The sequence below is a fragment of the Mesorhizobium sp. KACC 23794 genome (assembly GCF_052180275.1).
In the GTDB taxonomy this organism is placed as follows: domain Bacteria; phylum Pseudomonadota; class Alphaproteobacteria; order Rhizobiales; family Rhizobiaceae; genus Kumtagia.
Map to the genome: position 1 here is coordinate 4873061 of NZ_CP197465.1, position 15868 is coordinate 4888928.

The following is a 15868-nucleotide window of genomic DNA, read 5'->3' on the forward strand; positions in this document are numbered from 1 at the left end:
CCGAATTTTTCGGTCAACTGTGGGGACCATTCGTTTTCCTACGCAATCTCCATTTCGGCGACCATGGCGCGTATCTTCGTCGCCTTTTCGAAATGATCGAGCCGGTGGATCCGTATCCACCATTCGGCGGCTTCCATCAGAAGCTCGGGATCGTCATTCCTGTTCGCGAAGAACGCGTAGAAAGAGAGGCCGACGCCGGGCCTTTCTCGGAAATCTTGCGATCGCAGACTTCCACGATCTTCTGCCGCAGAATGGCTCTCAAGATGCGCCTCGGGGGTGAATTGCCGCGCTGTAGGCGCCGTCAACAGCGCATTTTCGTCGTCCGGCCCAATACGCCCCGCGCCGGACCGGCGCAACCGCTTGACGCCGGATGCGGCGGCTGCTTCGCTTGAGACGGCGCGGCAAGGCCCGGGCATCGAGCGCGCCATGAAGCGAGGACAGATGGGCTTCCACATCGCTGCCATCGGCCACGGCAAGGACCGCGCCGCGATCGAGACCTCGCTGCCCTTCGCCTATTCGACGGCGGTGTTCGGCTGGCTGCTTTCGGCCGGGGTCTACATCGCAGCGAAATGGATCATTCCGGAAATGCCGCCCTGGGCGCTCTGCTTCTGGCGGCTTGCTTTGGCCTGCGTGATCCTGCTGCCCATCGTGCGCCGGCACTATCCCGCCATGATCGCCCTCATCCGCGACAGGTCGCTCGAACTGCTCGCCGTCGGCGTGCTCGGCCTGACGATCTGCCAAGGCCTGATCTATGTCGGCCTCGAATTCACCAACGCCACCACCGCCGGCATCATCATGGCGCTGGCGCCGATGATAACCATGGTGCTGGCGCATTTCCTGCTCGCGGAGAAGATGGGTTTCCGGCAGGCGGCCGGGGCTGCGATCTCCATGTTCGGAATGATCGTCATCGTCGCGCGCGGCGACCTTCCCGGACTGTTGCGGCTGGAGGTGAACGCCGGCGAATTGCTGATCGTCGGCAGCGCTGTCGCATGGGCGCTCTACACCGTCCTGCTGCGCCGCCTGAAATTCGGCATCGAGCGCCTTCCGCTGCTGGTCCTGCTGCTGGGCATGGGCGCGCTCGGCGCCCTGCCGCTCTACCTCTGGGAGATTTTCTCGCATCATCGCACGGCGATGGATACGACCGGCCTGCTGGCGCTCGCCTATGTGGCCGGGCCAGGCGGCGCGTTCATGTATTATCTCTATAACCGCAGCGTCGACACGTTGGGCGCCAGCCGCGCCGGCATGATGCTCTATCTCCAGACCGCCTTCGTCGCGATCCTGGCCTACATTTTCCTCGGCGAGCGGCTGCAGGGTTTTGACATCGTGGGAGGAGCCTTCATCGTCGCCGGCTTGCTCACCGCCATGCTGCCGGCGCGGCAGCAGCCGACGCCGACAGCGTCATGACGGCCGACGCGAAAGGCTGTTGTCTCGACCCTTGAGACACCCCCTACGGCACCGGTTGTGCAAGATTTCTCAGAGCCAGCCTATTACGTCCGCTTGTAGACGCACCACAAGGGCGTCGTATCGAGACTGCCTTGGCCCCGGAGTTCAAACCCATTATTGTAATAGAATTGGAGGCTGCTCGGATTGGACGTGTCCAAATAGACGCCGTGTGATTGAGGATCTGCGCGAGAGAGAGCGCAAAAGGCATCAAGCAACGCCTTCCCCGCACCCTTGCGCTGAAGCGAAGGATGTATCCCGATCACGCCCAGGTAAAAATGACCTTCGATCGGCTGGTGAGTCTCACAGATTTTCTCGTAGGCGGCGAGGCGCGCCGCAAAGCCGGGCAAACTGACCTCGAACTGGCGCCATTCCGTTTCGAGCATAGCCGGCCAGGCCGGTCGCGACGTGTCGTACCCCATCGCAACGCCCATCCCCTCGGCCTGCCGCAGCACATATGCAGGCATCCCGAGCGCAATCCTTGCCCGGAGCAGAATGGAGAAGAACTCAGTCGCGCCGGCGCGAACACCATTTGGGGTTTCGCGAAAGAGATACGACATCAAAGGGTCGTCGGCGAAGGCATCGCCCAGTGCGGCGACCGCTCCGCCAACGTCACCAGGCTCCGCACTTCTGATCTTGTACATGGCAATGCGACGGGTCGTGAATTCAGCGACACGATAGCACGAACTAAAGAGAACCCGCCAACTGCCTTAAAGCGTGTCGCATCCAATCGGCGACACGCTTTAACATCCCAAAGTCCACACGACAGCGCCGTCGAGCGACGGCCGACGCTACCGTCCGCGCGACAAGCTCCCAAGGATTCCGCGCACGAGCGCCCGTCCCACGGAAGAGCCCACGGAGCGGACGACGGACTTGATGGCGGCTTCGGCAACCGTCTGGCGGTTGGATGGACGCGGCGCGGCCGGCGCGCGCTGCCTGGGAGCGGGCTGGTAGCGATCCTGTGGTGCCGGCTGCGAGGAATCGCCGCCGAAATCCGGAAGGGTCCAGCGTCCGCCGCCCTGCCCGCCCGTCTGTGGTTCGTCCTGTTGCTGCAACGCCTGCTCGGCCTTCTTTTTCAAGACCTCGAACGCCGATTCGCGGTCGATCGTCTGGTCGTACTGGCCGGCCACCGGGCTTTCGAGGATCAGCTTGCGCCGTTCCTCCGGCGTGATCGGGCCGAGCCGCGAGGCTGGCGGCCGCATCAGCGTCCGCTGCACCATCGACGGTACGCCCTTGTTCTCGAGTGTCGAGACCAGCGCCTCGCCGGTGCCGAGATTGGTGATCGCCGTGGCGCAGTCGAAATCCGGGTTCGGGCGGAATGTCTCGGCGGCCGTGCGCACCGCCTTCTGCTCGCGCGGCGTATAGGCGCGCAGCGCGTGCTGCACCCGGTTGCCGAGCTGCGCCAGCACCGTCTCCGGCACGTCGAGCGGGTTCTGCGTGATGAAATACACGCCGACGCCTTTCGAGCGGATCAGGCGCACCACCTGCTCCACCCGGTCGATCAGGATTTTTGGCGCTTCGTCGAACAGCAGATGCGCCTCGTCGAAGAAGAACACCAGCTTCGGCTTATCGGGGTCACCGACCTCGGGAAGCTGCTCGAACAGTTCCGACATCAGCCACAAGAGGAAGGTTGCGTAGAGCCGCGGATTCATCATCAGTCTGTCGGCGGCAAGCACGTTGATCGCGCCGCGCCCGTCACGGGTGGTGCGCATGATGTCGGGAATACGCAGCGCCGGTTCGCCGAAGAAGTTCTTCGCGCCCTGCTGCTCGAGGATCAGCAGCGAGCGCTGGATCGCGCCGACCGACGGCTTCGTCACGTTGCCGTAGCGCGTCGAAATCTCGTCGGCCCGCTCGGCGATGTTGGACAGCAGCGCCTGCAGATCCTTCATGTCGAGCAACAGCAGGCCATCCTCGTCGGCGATGCGGAAGGCGATGTTGATGATGCCTTCCTGCGCCTCGGTCAGGTTCATCAGCCGGGACAGAAGCAGCGGTCCCATCTCCGAGACGGTGGCGCGGATCGGGTGGCCCTGCTCGCCGAACAGGTCCCAGAAGATCACCGGGAATTCCTGGAATTCATACGGGTCGAGCTTCACCTGCTCGGCTCGCTTGACCAAAAAGTCCTTGGCTTCGCCCATCATGGCGATGCCGGAAAGGTCGCCCTTGATGTCGGCGCAGAACACCGGCACGCCGGCGTTGGAAAAGCCTTCCGCCATCACCTGCAGCGACACCGTCTTGCCGGTGCCCGTGGCGCCGGTCACCAGCCCGTGCCGGTTGCCGTATCGCAGCAGCAGTTCCTCCGGCCGCTGGTAGCTGTCGTCCGGCTTGCGGCTGGCGCCGAGGAAGATGCTGGTCTCGGCTGCCATGGGCTTCAATCTCCGAAAGAAAGGATCCGACAGCGTGTCGCCACGCTTCGGCATCGGTATAGCCATGCAAGCGCGGCGCGACAATGGCGGCGCGGCGCTCCGGGAATAGCCCCGGAGCGCCGGGTTCACGTCAATCCATCTGGACGTTGGCGTCGCGCACCACCGGCGTCCATTTGGCGAGCTCGGCCGTCACATGGGCGGCGAGCTCCTCGGGCGTCGACCCGACGATCGTCGCGCTGAACTCGTTCATCCGTTCGACCACCGCGGGATCGGCCAGCGCCTTCTTGGCCGCTTCGTTCAGCCGCGCCACCACCTCGGGCGGTGTGTTGGCCGGGGCGAAGAGCGCGTTCCACGTATAGGTCTCATAGCCAGGCACGCCCGATTCGGCGATCGTCGGCACGTCGGGGAACGACGGCGCGCGCTCGGCGGTGGTGACCGCAAGGGCGCGCAGCGTGCCCGCCTTGATATGCCCCGACGAGGACGGCAGATTGTCGAACATGATCGGCACCTGGTTGGCGATGACGTCGTTCAATGCCGGCCCCGCGCCCTTGTAGGGCACGTGCTGCATGTTCACGCCGGCCATCTTCTTGAACAGCTCACCCGAGAGGTGCAGCGGCGTGCCGTTGCCCGACGACGCATAGCTGTACTGGTCGGGCGAGGCCTTGAGCAGGGCGATCAGGTCCGCGACGCTCTTGACCGGCAATTCGGGATTGACCACCAGCACGTTCGGCACCACGACCAGCAGCGAGATCGGGGCGAAGTCCTTTTCCGGGTCGTAGGGTTTGGTCTTGAGGATCAGCGGGTTGAGCGCATGCGTGGCCACCGTCCCCATCAGGATGGTGTAGCCGTCCGGCTCCGCCCGCGCGACATTGTCGGCCCCCAGATTGCCGCCGGCCCCGGCCACGTTCTGGACGACGACCTGCTGGCCGAGGTCGGCGGACATCTTCTCGGCGAGCACGCGGGCGACGAGGTCCGTCGATCCGCCCGCCGCGAACGGCACCACCAGCGTCACCGGGCGGTCCGGGAACGTGTCGGCGAACGCCGGAACGCCAACTGCTGCGGCCGACAGCAGCGAAAGTCCGAGCGCAAGGCCGGCGCGGCGGGTCAGTGCGGAAAATGCCATCTGGTCTCCTCCTTGAGAATTCAGTCGCTCCACAGGCCGGCGCCGTCGGCAGCCGGGCCTGAAGCATTAGAGCAAGGCGCAGTCGATTGAAACCGTTCCGGCGCCGGCAATGGTATGAACAGCGTATGGCCGGCCATGACGGCGCCTCGATTCCGGCGACGGTAATGTTGATGTCTTGCCGCATTGCGGGACCATGTCGAAAGCCATAAGACGTGGTAAAATCAGAGGCGTATCGAACCGCCGCCACTGCGACCGGGAGAATCGGACAGGATGAACGTCGACGACCTGATCAGCGTTTCGGCCTTCCCGGCGTCCGACCGGTCGCGCTGGGCCGCCCTCGTCGAGAAAACGCTCGCCGGCTCCGCCTTCGACGACGTCATGGTCGGCCGAACCGACGACGGCCTGCGCATCCAGCCGCTGGAGCCGCGCCGCGCCGGCGCCGTGCCGCTGCCGCGGCGCAAGGCGGCACTTCCCTGGACCATCGTGCAGCGCTGCGACGACATCGATCCCGCCCGAGCCAACCGACAGGCGCTGGAAGACGTTGCCGGCGGCGCGACCGGCCTGGCGCTGGTGTTCGAGGGCGCGCCCAACGCCTTCCGCTACGGCCTGCCCGACCAGCCCGACACGCTGGAGCGCGTGCTCGACGGCATTCCGCTCGACAAGGTGCATGTGCGCATCGACCCGCATCCGTCCAGCCGCGCCATGGCCGATCGGCTCGTGGCGTTCCTGACCGCACGGCGCGCCGATCCGGCAAAGCTCAGCGTTTCGTTCGGAATCGATTCGGCCGCCACCTTCGCCGCCACCGGCCGGCTGCGCATGTCGATCGAGGCGCTGCAGGCCTCCATGCCGCAATCGCTGGCGCATTTCTTCGCCATGGGCGTGCCCGGCATCCTGCTGGAGGCCGACGGCCGCGTCTTCCACAATGCCGGCGCCACCGAGGCGCAGGAGCTCGGCGCGATGCTGGCCGGCGCCGTCGCCCATCTCCGGCTGTTCGAGGAGGCCCGCCAGGCGCTGGTCTATGCCGCCCCGCATATCGGCTTCGCGATCTCCGTCGACCAGGACCAGTTCCTGTCGATCGCAAAAATCCGGGCGCTGCGCCTGCTGTGGCAGAAGGCGCAGGAGGTCGTGTCGATAAAGCCGTCGCGCGCCATGATCCACGCCGAGACCACCTACCGCATGACGACCCTGCGCGACCCCGAGACCAACATATTGCGCGCCACGCTGGCCGCCTTCGCGGCGGGCGCCGGCGGCGCCGATTCGATCTCGGTCCTGCCGCACACCGTCGCCCACGGCCTGCCGGAAGCCTTTGCCCGCCGCGTCGCCCGCAACACCCACCTTGTGCTCGCCTCGGAAAGCCATGTCGATTTCGTCATCGACCCGGTCGCCGGCTCGGGCAGCATCGAGGCGCTGACCGATGCGCTCTGCGAGGCCGCGTGGGCCGAGTTCCAGCGAATCGAAAAGGAAGGCGGCCTGCTCAGAAGTCTTGCCGGCGGCCATCTGCAAACCCGCATCCTCGCCGCCCGCGACCGCCGCGCCGCCGAATACCGCGCCGGCAAGCGCGCCATCATCGGCACCACGCTGTTTCCCGCCAAGATCGAACTGCCGGTCGAAACCCTTCCCGCCTCCCCTCGCCCGCTCCCCACCGACGGCACCGTGTTTTGCCAGAGGCTGGATCTGGCCCGCATCGACGAACTGGCTGGCACCGACGCATGATCCCTGATTTCACGAAAATCGACTGGCGCCGGCCCGTCGCGGCCGCCCCCATCCGTGACAAAAGCACGTGGAAGACCCCGGAAGGCCTGACGATCAAGCGATCGTATGGCGAAAGTGATGTCGCCAAGCTTCCCATGCTTGACACCTATCCCGGCATCGCTCCCTTCATTCGCGGCCCCTACCCGACCATGTATGTCCAGCAGCCCTGGACCATCCGCCAGTATGCCGGCTTCTCGACGGCGGAAGAATCCAACGCCTTCTACCGCCGCAACCTCGCCGGCGGCCAGAAGGGTCTTTCCGTCGCCTTCGACCTCGCCACCCATCGCGGCTACGACAGCGACCATCCGCGCGTCGCCGGCGATGTCGGCATGGCCGGCGTGGCGATCGATTCCATCCTCGACATGCGCCAGCTGTTCGACCAGATACCGCTTGATCAGATGACCGTGTCGATGACCATGAACGGCGCCGTTCTGCCGATCATGGCGCTCTACATCGTCGCAGCGGAAGAACAGGGCGTCGCCCAAAAAGACCTTGCCGGCACCATCCAGAACGACATCCTGAAGGAGTTCATGGTCCGCAACACCTACATCTATCCGCCGAAACCCTCGATGCGGATTGTGTCGGACATTTTTTCCTACACCTCGGCCAACATGCCGAAATTCAACTCCATCTCGATCTCCGGCTACCACATGCAGGAGGCCGGCGCGACCGCCGACCTGGAGCTCGCCTACACCATCGCCGACGGCATCGAATATGCGCGCGCCGGCGTCGCCGCCGGGCTCGACATCGACAAGTTCGCGCCGCGCCTCTCCTTCTTCTGGGCGATCGGCATGAACTTCTTCATGGAAGTCGCAAAAATGCGCGCCGCCCGCCTGATCTGGGCAGCGCTGATGCAGAAGAATTTTGCGCCCAAGGACTCTCGCTCGCTGTCGCTCAGGACCCACTGCCAGACCTCCGGCTGGTCGCTGACAGCGCAGGACCCCTACAACAACATCATGCGCACCATGATAGAGGCGATGGCGGCCACGCAGGGCCACACCCAGTCGCTGCACACCAACTCCTTCGACGAGGCGCTGGCGCTGCCCACCGATCATTCGGCGCGCATTGCCCGCAACACCCAGCTGATCCTGCAGAAGGAATCCGGCACCACCCGCTTCATCGACCCGTGGGGCGGCTCGGCCTTTGTCGAGCGGCTCACCCACGACCTCGCCGCCAAGGCTCTCGCCCATATCGAGGAGGTCGAATCCCTCGGCGGCATGGCCGCCGCCGTCGAAAAAGGCATCCCGAAACTGCGCATCGAGGAAGCCGCAGCCCGCACCCAGGCGCGCATCGATTCCGGCGAGCAGTTCCTGGTCGGCGTCAACGCCTTCCGCCCCGAGAAGGACATCGAGGTCAACGTGCTCAAGATCGACAACGCCGAGGTCCGCGCCCGGCAATTGTCGAAGCTCCAGCAGCTCAAGGGCACCCGCGACGTCGCCGCCGTCGAGACGGCGCTCGACCAACTCGCCGCCGCCGCACGCCAAAACGGCAATCTGCTCGAATTCGCGATCAAGGCCGCCCGCGCCAAGGCCACGGTGGGGGAGATCTCGCTGGCGCTGGAAAAGACTTTCGGCCGCCACGTCGCCGAGGTTCAGACCATCTCCGGCGTCTATCGCGAGGCGATCGGCGAGAATACCGTGGTCGACCGGGTGCAGGCAAAGGTCTCCGCCTTCGAGAGGACCAACGGCAGCAGGCCGCGCATCCTCGTCGCCAAGATGGGCCAGGACGGCCACGACCGCGGCCAGAAGGTCATCGCCACCGCCTTCGCCGACCTCGGCTTCGACGTCACCGTCGGCTCGATGTTCCAGACGCCGGAAGAGATCGCCAAACTCGCCGCCGAGCGCGACGTCCACATCGTCGGCGCCTCCTCGCTCGCCGCCGGCCACCTGACCCTCATCCCCGAACTGAAAGCCGCCCTGAAAAAACTCGGCCGCGACGACATCACGATCGTCGCCGGCGGCGTCATCCCGCCCCAGGATTTCGACGCGGTGCTGGCCGCGGGCGCCGCGGAAATTTTTCCGCCGGGCACGGTGATCCCGGAGGCGGCGGAGCGGCTGCTGGACGGGTTGGCGGGGGCTTGAACGGCATTCACTCGTCGCGGCCGACGATCCGCCCCTTGCGCTTCTGCTGCACCTCGAGGATGCCGCGTTTGATCTGCTCGAACAGTCCGCGCGGCAACATTCCGTATTCGTAGCGTCCGTCGGCGCGCGGCCGCAAATCATAGCCGGGCCACACAAAACGGTTCAGTTCGTCAAGACGTACCCAATGTCGGCCTTCGTCGAGTTCCAGCGCCCGGCATATGGCTGCCGGAATTTCCAACGACGCAAAGCTGTCCGCCGGCGGACTATGCGTGATCGGCGCGACGATCGTGCGAACATGCCCCCGCTCATCGCGCGGCGCCGCGACGACAATTGCACACGGACGATCCTTTCGGCCCTCCATGAGTCCGCGATCGCTTTCGCTGCTCCAAAGAAAACCATAGCGAATGACAAGACCCGGCCTGGGGACCGGGATGCTCAATTGGGCTCCACGCCATATTCCGAGGCTTCGATGGCGGCAATGGTTTCGTCATCGAGAGCGCCGACGACCAGAACCTCACGCTCCCGGCGCTTCAGTGTCTCGTAGTGTGCGAGTTCCTGTGCCGACAGATACGCCCCCACCACCCTTCCGTGACTGGTCACGTTGATGACCTTGGCCGAAATCGCCTCGTCCTGATATTTTCCGAAGTTGCGGGAAAACTCCGTGGCCCGAACCGTGATGCCCATCTGCGGCCTCCTGATTTACGCAAAATGCGTAAAATTCGCAAAATTGTCAAGGAACGGTTATCCCCGAGGCGGCCGAGAGATTGCTGGACGGGCTGGCGCGCTAGGCAGCCGCCGGTTCAGCCTCAACTGGACCGCAGCACGCCCACATAGGCCGCGAGAGCTTCCGCGTGGTTTTTCTCGGCGCGAAGGCCCACATGCCCATCCGCCCTCGCGACCAGGAGCACGATACCGCCCGCGCCCAGCCGGTCGGCAGCCGCCGGCTCCAGATGCGCCTCGACATCCGCGACCTCCTCATTCGCGGAAAGGGCAACAACCGTCTCGATGATCGGGCCGTCGGACAAAGGCTTCACATCCCGAAGAATTTTGGTGAGATCGTCTGCGCCGGTCGAGGCTCCGCCTATGACGAACGCGGTATGGCCCCGCCGGTTGGCGTGGTGATGAAGCATGCCGCCGCCAGCCGCCTGCCGCAGTTCGATCCCGTCCGGCAGCCGCTGGCCCGGCCAGCTTGCTTCATGCCTGTCGCCCAGCACGATCGGCGAGGCCGCGTAGTCGATGTCGAGTTCCGCCTCGGCCACCGCCTCGTGGTGGCGCATGGCGGGATCGGCGAAGGCGCCCTTGATGGCGGCGTCGCGCTCCCGGCGAGCGGCAGCACCCTTGACCATCTGGGCGCCCTCGGCCGTGTCGCCGGAAGCCGTCACCATTTCCGCCACCGGACGCCGTTCCGCTTCATAGCTGTCGAGGAGCTTTTCGGAGCAATGTCCCTGGCAGACCAGCGCCAGTTTCCAGGCAAGGTTGTAGGCATCCTGCAGCCCGCTGTTCATGCCGTGGCCCTGCGCCGGGCTACAGGTATGCGCGGCGTCACCGGCAAGCAGGATACGGCCCGACCGGAATTTCTGCGCGACTTTGGTGTGGCAATGGAAACGCGTCGGATTGGTCACGCCCTCGAAGCGCGCCGCCGGCAGATAGCGCCGCAGCGTTCCGAGTGCGTCGGCGACGAGATCGGAATCCGGCGAACTCGGCCTCAGATAGACACGCCAGCGCTGGTCCGGCAGCGCGGTGAGGATGACAGGCACCTCATCCAGATAGGCATAGTTGGCCTCGAACGACGCCGGCCAGCCAGCCACGCCGGCGTCGAACACCGCCCAGGGCTCGGCGATGTCGTGTCCGTCCTGCTCGATGCCGGCCAGCGAGCGCACCGTGCTGTGGTGCCCGTCGCAGCCGATCACCCATTGGGCGAGGATTTCGGTCGCCCTGCCCTCGTGCTCGATCGTGGCGAGCATGCCCTCCTGCCGCTCCACCAACCCGACAAGCTTCGTGGCGCGCGTCACCATGCCGTCCTGCCGCATAAGATAGTCGGTCAGGATCGCTTCGGTCACTTCCTCCGATATCCCGATATTGAACGGAAAGCGGCTGCCGCAAAGTTCGAGATCGATCTCGCCCAGCACCGCGCCCCCCGCATGGATGCGGGCACGCCGCTGTTTCACGCCGGCGGCCAGCAACGGGTCCAGGATGCCCAGCGATTCGAAAATCTCCAGCGAGCGCGGATGAACAACTGTCGCCCGGTCCCAGGCCATCACATGCTCATGCGCGTCGACGAGCAGGCAATCCACGCCGCGCCGACGGAGTTCGGCGGCTGCGAGCAAACCGGTCGGACCCGCCCCGACAACCAAAACCGTTACGGTAGTCACCACATATCCCCCAAACCTGTCCGGCCATAATGCATTGCTGGATTGCCGGCGCAAGGCAATGCCGGGATGTTGCGCCGCAACGCCGCCGTGGCCCGCTCTCCGTCCAGGACGACGGTCGGGATGGCGCGCCGCCGGACCAGGAACGCCCCGTGTTCCACCTTGCGACCAACTACATAGATACGTATCGTGATCTACACACTCGGAGCTACACAAATGACGCTCAACATCCGCAACCCCGAGGCCGATGAGCTGGCGCGGGAACTGGCCCGCATTGACGACACCAGCATCACCGATGCGGTGATCGCAGCACTGCGCGAAACCATCCGGAACCGAATGAACAAGGAAAGTCCGCGTGAGACGGCCCGCAAGATCCTCGCGAAACATGGGCTTTCCTTCCAGCCGGACCGAAAGCCCGTCCCGCCGGAAGCGTGGCACGATCTCGACCACGACCTGACGGGTGGCGAATAGTGTTTATCGATGCCTGCGCGATTGTGTCGATGATGGCCGGTGAGGAAACCGGCGACGCTTACGAGGCTGCCCTGCTGGACGCGTCGGCGCCGTTCACGTCCGCCCTTGCCGCCTGGGAGGCGATCATTGTCCTGTCGCGGCCGGACCAGCTTGATTGTCCCTACACGGCCGCCGAGGCGGTGGTCGTCGAGTGGCTGGAGGCCAGGCAGATTGCGCTTCGCGAACCCGCTTCGCCGCGCAGCGTCCTCAGCCACGCCGTCGCGGTGGCCGAGCAGCATTGTCTCGGCAAACGGCATCTCAGCAATTTCGATTGCTTCCACTATGCTTACGCCAAGACCATGGGCTCGCCGCTGCTAACCCTCGACCAGTTGCTGCGCGAGACCGACGTGGAAACCCTGCCGGCGTAGGAATTTTCGATTTCCTTGCCTGTTACCACACCCGTTGCAACATCTCTCAATCCATGTTATACAAGCCGTTATAACATGGAGGTTGCCTTGAACACCGTCATCCGCAAGATCGGCAATTCCGAGGGTGTGATCCTGCCGAAGGAATTGCTCAACAAGCTCAACCTGCAAGCCGGCGACGCCCTTGAGGTTAAGGAAACCGCTGCCGGCCTCACGCTGACGCCGGTGGACGATTCCTTCGAGCGGCAGATGGAAGCCGCCCGCAAGGTTATGGACAGATACAAGGTCGCGCTTCAGAAGCTCGCCGAATGAATTGGGCGTTTTTGTCACGGCGCGCTGTAGAGGCTTTCCATTCGGAGCAGTTGCGCCGGCATGGCGGCGCACAGGGCTTGCGCGATGAGAACGCGCTGGAATCGGCGCTGTCACGTCCGGAAAACAAGGCTGCCTATGGCGAGCCGACGGTGCATGAACTCGCCGCCGCCTATGTCTTTGGCATTGCCCGCAACCATGCCTTCGTGGACGGCAACAAACGTACCGCGATCGTCGCGGCGGCAACATTCCTGCTGCTGAACGGATACGAACTGACCGCTGATGACGGAACGCTCTACGAGTTCACTATGGGTGTTGCCGCCGGCGAGATCGACGAGGCCGGCGCGACGGCGTTCTTCCGGGATCACACGGTGCCGCTGACCGAAAGCGCCTGATCTTCATTGTGACATTGAACCGGGGTTCTGTTTCAAGCTCGAATGTCCAGAATGGGTGGGAAGCGGTCAGTCCGATGCCGAGCTGCCAACGGCCGCTTAGCGCCACAAGAAGACGAAGAATAGAGCCCGGCGTCCCTGCGACGGGCCCGCCCCCCACCCCACTCGAACTCCGAAAATCTCCGAAACGTGTTGCTGCCGAGCGGTACAAGAGCGATAATCCGTGCCCCAAACGATTGGCGCCGCCCGGGAGGGCCAAATCTCAGAGGAATTCGCCATGCACACTTTCTCTCGGCGAAATGCCGTTCGCCTTGTTCTGGCGGTCGCAGCCGCCCCGCTTGCGACCTCGATGTCCACTTTTGCCACGGAAGCGGTTCCCTTGGCGATCAAGGGTTATGACCCGGTCGCCTATTTCACCACCGGAAGGCCCACGCGCGGGCTGCCGGAGTTCGAGTATGAATGGGACGAGCACCGCTATCTCTTCGCGAATGCTGAGCATCGTGAGCTCTTTAAGGCCGATCCTGTTCGCTACGCGCCGCAGTTCGGAGACTATTGTGCGATGGCGCTGGCCGAGGGCGAACTCACCGAGGCCAACCCGGAGAACTGGCTGATCAGCGACGGCAAGCTTTATATTTTCGGCAAGCCGGCCCCGATGGGACCCGCGCTCTTCGAGCAGGACCTTGCTGCGAACATCGCGAAGGCCAACGCGAACCGCGCGCTAATGCAATGACTTAGCGGTTCATTCTCTCGGCCGGTAGCAGGTCCCCAGAGACCGGGTAGAGGCCGGCCTTGCGCAATCCGTCGCGCAGATGATCGAGATTGCCAGAGTTTAGAAACTTGTTTCCAAACTCCTGCGGATCGAAGGTTGGGTCGATGCGGCGTATCATCGCGACGACTCGCGCAGCGTCCTCCGCTCGGTTGTTTTGTGCATACGCGGCGGCCAGCAAGACACGGCTGAAGTTCGCGTCTGCGGTTGTTCGAAGATTAAGTTCCGCCTGTTCGATCGCCGCGTCGTAACGGCCTTTGAGATAGTAGGCCAGGCTCAGCGCAAAGCGGTCAACCGCATTGAGATCGGGGTCGATGCGCTGCGCCTGCTCCAAGGCTTCGATCGCCGCATCGGTCTGTCCCAGCCACAACAAGATGGTGCCGCGCCCCGCGAGGCCGAGCGCATCGTTCGGATTGATCGCAATGGCCCGCTCGATCTCCTCTTTTGCCAGGTCGTATCGCTGATGAAAGAGGTGGATGTGGCCGAGAATGACGTGCGCGCGCACTTCGGAATCGTCAAGTCTCAGCGCCTTGGTTGCCAGTTCCTCGGCGCGGCTCAGGGAGGCGGCTGGCGACTCCGCCCAGCCCATCGAGCTGGCAAGGTGATGGGTTTCGGCGAGTGCCGCATATGCAGCAGCGTAGTTTGGGTCAAGCTCGATAGCGCGTTTGACCAGGCTCCGCGCCTCCACATTGTTTGCCCGCGTCGGGCGCTGCAATGCCGGCCTGGCGCGGAGTACGTAGTCATAGGCTGCGAGATTTTCGGTCGGCTTTGCGAACACTCGATTTTGTTCGATCTGCGTCACGCGAATCGCCAGTACTCTGACAATGTCAGTGACAATGATGTCCTGCAGCGCAAACACGTCCGCCAGTGCTTCCTCGAAGCTTGCAGACCAAAGCACACGTCCCTGCCTTGTGTCGACGAGTTGTGCGATGACCCGCACGCGGTCTCCGGTATGGCGGACGCTGCCTTCGACCAAATAGCTGACAGCGAGACCGCGGCCGATATCCTCGGGGCTTGCAGGCTTTCCCTTGTACGGGGCTACAGCGTTCCACGACATCACGGTCAGCGCGGAGAACCGACCCAGCGCGTTGATGATATCCTGCGTCAATCCATCCGCGAAATACTCACGAGCCGGATCGCCGCTGTTGTTCAGGAACGGGAGAATGGCGATCGCGGGTTTCTCGTCGACTTCAGCGCTTTTCGTGAATTGATCGCCAGGGCGCAGAATGCTGAGAAATTTCGACTCGGAGCCAAAACCTGTCCACAGCGCGCCGGCAGCAAGCAAGATCATCAGAGCCAGAGCGGCGTACAATCCACGGCGCCAGTGGGTGCGCGCCGGAGCGGCCGTGGCGTCGAGCCGCAAGCGATATACGCGCACCGGCCGCGCGATGTTCTTCAGCTTCTGTTCACCGATATCCTCAAAGGCAATGTCAAGCTTGCCTTGCGCGTCTTCCTGCACGCGGCCCGAGACGCAGATGCCGCCAGGCTCCGCGAGACCCTCCAGGCGAGCCGCCACGTTGACGCCGTCCCCGAAAATGTCGTCACCCTCGATGATGATGTCACCGACGTTGATGCCGACGCGGAACTCGATACGTTGCCCTGCCGGTGCCGTGACATTTCGTTCCGCCATGCCGCGCTGGATCTCGACGGCGCAGCGCACGGCCTCGACCACACTCGCGAACTCGACCAGCATGCCATCGCCGGTGGTCTTGACGATCCGCCCGCGGTGCTCGTTGATCTTTGGGTCGATCAAAGCAGACCGATGGGCCTTCAGCTGAGCGAGCGTACCTTCCTCGTTGTCGCCCATTAGCCGGCTGTAGCCGGCGATGTCGGCCGCCAGAATGGCAGTAAGTCGCCGCTCTACATGTTCGGTTGACAACACGGCTCTCCCCCGTGCGCCTCGGCCAGACCCTCACGGATTTGGCACCGCAACCACATCGGAACCAAAATGGACGCCGGCCCTGTGTGCGCGTCGACCTCCTGCTTGGCCGTCTCCACGACGGCGTTCTTGAAGACCACGTATGCCCGAGGGGTGGACAGTAGCAGAAGTCGGACGAGTTGTATCGCCACAAGACCTTTGCTGGCACGCACCGGAAGGTCTGCAATGGGTCGATTGTGTTGAAAAAGTCGAATGAACGGCGCAATGACGCGAGCGGAGCGGAAGTGCACAGAATTGCTTTCTACTCAAGCCGCACAGCAGAAATGAAACAGCACGAACTGCCCCAGATCCCGCCGCGCGGAGAAAGTCATTCCAGGCTGGAGCGCTCCGAGTGACGCTACAGAGTTTTTCAACACAATCGGTCAAAAGCTGCCATCGATTAAGCAGATCGCTAATGGCCGGAATAGGGTCGCAAGCAGACCTTGAAACTCAATGCAACGTCTGTCTCATTGCTGACAA

15 protein-coding genes and 1 pseudogene are annotated in these 15868 nt (G+C 63.9%); 8 read left to right on the plus strand and 8 right to left on the minus strand.

The genetic code is table 11. The annotated features are described in order from the left end of the window. Window positions 1-38: 38 nt before the first annotated feature. Window positions 39-262, minus strand: a pseudogene (locus ACSBOB_RS23940) (DUF6500 family protein). A 179-nt stretch (window positions 263-441) separates the two neighbouring features. On the opposite strand from ACSBOB_RS23940, the gene ACSBOB_RS23945 reads away from it, so the two are divergent. Further along, window positions 442-1404, plus strand: coding sequence for a DMT family transporter (locus ACSBOB_RS23945; protein ID WP_442583812.1), 963 nt, complete (start codon window positions 442-444; stop codon window positions 1402-1404). Window positions 1405-1487: 83 nt separating this feature from the next. Here the strand turns inward: ACSBOB_RS23945 and ACSBOB_RS23950 are convergent, their stop codons facing one another. The 3 genes from ACSBOB_RS23950 to ACSBOB_RS23960 form a co-directional block, all read right to left on the minus strand. Then, window positions 1488-2084 carry a GNAT family N-acetyltransferase gene (locus ACSBOB_RS23950; RefSeq protein ID WP_442578562.1) on the minus strand — a complete coding sequence of 199 codons (597 nt, stop codon included), beginning with the start codon at window positions 2082-2084 and terminating at the stop codon, window positions 1488-1490. A 147-nt stretch (window positions 2085-2231) separates the two neighbouring features. Then, window positions 2232-3803 carry a helicase HerA-like C-terminal domain-containing protein gene (locus tag ACSBOB_RS23955; protein WP_442578563.1) on the minus strand — a complete coding sequence of 524 codons (1572 nt, stop codon included), beginning with the start codon at window positions 3801-3803 and terminating at the stop codon, window positions 2232-2234. 130 nt (window positions 3804-3933) lie between these two features. Then, the gene (locus ACSBOB_RS23960; RefSeq protein WP_442578564.1) at window positions 3934-4926 is read right to left on the minus strand and encodes a Bug family tripartite tricarboxylate transporter substrate binding protein; all 993 of its coding nucleotides are present in this window, start codon (window positions 4924-4926) and stop codon (window positions 3934-3936) included. A 270-nt stretch (window positions 4927-5196) separates the two neighbouring features. Here ACSBOB_RS23960 and ACSBOB_RS23965 point away from each other — a divergent pair, with 270 nt between their 5' ends. After that, on the plus strand, window positions 5197-6639 hold the full coding sequence (locus ACSBOB_RS23965) for a methylmalonyl-CoA mutase family protein (protein WP_442578565.1): 1443 nt from the start codon (window positions 5197-5199) through the stop codon (window positions 6637-6639). Continuing rightward, window positions 6636-8759 (plus strand): methylmalonyl-CoA mutase, encoded by a 2124-nt coding sequence (gene scpA / locus ACSBOB_RS23970; protein ID WP_442578566.1) that lies wholly within the window; start codon window positions 6636-6638, stop codon window positions 8757-8759. The genes ACSBOB_RS23965 and scpA overlap by 4 nt, the downstream gene beginning before the upstream one ends. Before the next feature lie 7 nt (window positions 8760-8766). Here the strand turns inward: scpA and ACSBOB_RS23975 are convergent, their stop codons facing one another. From ACSBOB_RS23975 to ACSBOB_RS23985, 3 genes are all read right to left on the minus strand, one after another. Beyond that, complete coding sequence (locus ACSBOB_RS23975) at window positions 8767-9198, minus strand: hypothetical protein (RefSeq protein WP_442578567.1); 432 nt, start codon at window positions 9196-9198, stop codon at window positions 8767-8769. Further along, window positions 9195-9443, minus strand: coding sequence for a hypothetical protein (locus ACSBOB_RS23980; RefSeq protein ID WP_442578568.1), 249 nt, complete (start codon window positions 9441-9443; stop codon window positions 9195-9197). The genes ACSBOB_RS23975 and ACSBOB_RS23980 overlap by 4 nt, the downstream gene beginning before the upstream one ends. Window positions 9444-9565: 122 nt before the next feature. After that, window positions 9566-11131 carry an FAD-dependent monooxygenase gene (locus ACSBOB_RS23985; RefSeq protein ID WP_442578569.1) on the minus strand — a complete coding sequence of 522 codons (1566 nt, stop codon included), beginning with the start codon at window positions 11129-11131 and terminating at the stop codon, window positions 9566-9568. A gap of 213 nt (window positions 11132-11344) precedes the next feature. Between ACSBOB_RS23985 and ACSBOB_RS23990 the strand changes: the two genes are divergently transcribed. The 5 genes from ACSBOB_RS23990 (at window position 11345) to ACSBOB_RS24010 (ending at window position 13434) form a co-directional block, all read left to right on the plus strand. Continuing rightward, the gene (locus ACSBOB_RS23990; RefSeq protein WP_442578570.1) at window positions 11345-11599 is read left to right on the plus strand and encodes a type II toxin-antitoxin system VapB family antitoxin; all 255 of its coding nucleotides are present in this window, start codon (window positions 11345-11347) and stop codon (window positions 11597-11599) included. Between the two features lie 29 nt (window positions 11600-11628). Beyond that, window positions 11629-12006: a type II toxin-antitoxin system VapC family toxin gene (locus ACSBOB_RS23995; RefSeq protein WP_442578571.1), complete on the plus strand. Its 378-nt coding sequence runs from the start codon at window positions 11629-11631 to the stop codon at window positions 12004-12006. 87 nt (window positions 12007-12093) lie between these two features. Continuing rightward, entirely contained in the window at window positions 12094-12315 is a 222-nt protein-coding gene (locus ACSBOB_RS24000; protein WP_442578572.1) for an AbrB/MazE/SpoVT family DNA-binding domain-containing protein, read from the plus strand. After that, on the plus strand, window positions 12312-12707 hold the full coding sequence (locus tag ACSBOB_RS24005) for a type II toxin-antitoxin system death-on-curing family toxin (protein WP_442578573.1): 396 nt from the start codon (window positions 12312-12314) through the stop codon (window positions 12705-12707). Before ACSBOB_RS24000 ends, ACSBOB_RS24005 begins: the two co-directional genes overlap by 4 nt. Window positions 12708-13053: 346 nt before the next feature. Next, a complete protein-coding gene (locus ACSBOB_RS24010; RefSeq protein ID WP_442578574.1) occupies window positions 13054-13434 on the plus strand; it encodes a YHS domain-containing (seleno)protein in 381 nt (126 codons plus the stop codon). 1 nt (window position 13435) lies between these two features. Here the strand turns inward: ACSBOB_RS24010 and ACSBOB_RS24015 are convergent, their stop codons facing one another. Next, window positions 13436-15349 (minus strand): adenylate/guanylate cyclase domain-containing protein, encoded by a 1914-nt coding sequence (locus ACSBOB_RS24015; protein WP_442578575.1) that lies wholly within the window; start codon window positions 15347-15349, stop codon window positions 13436-13438. Window positions 15350-15868: the final 519 nt, after the last annotated feature.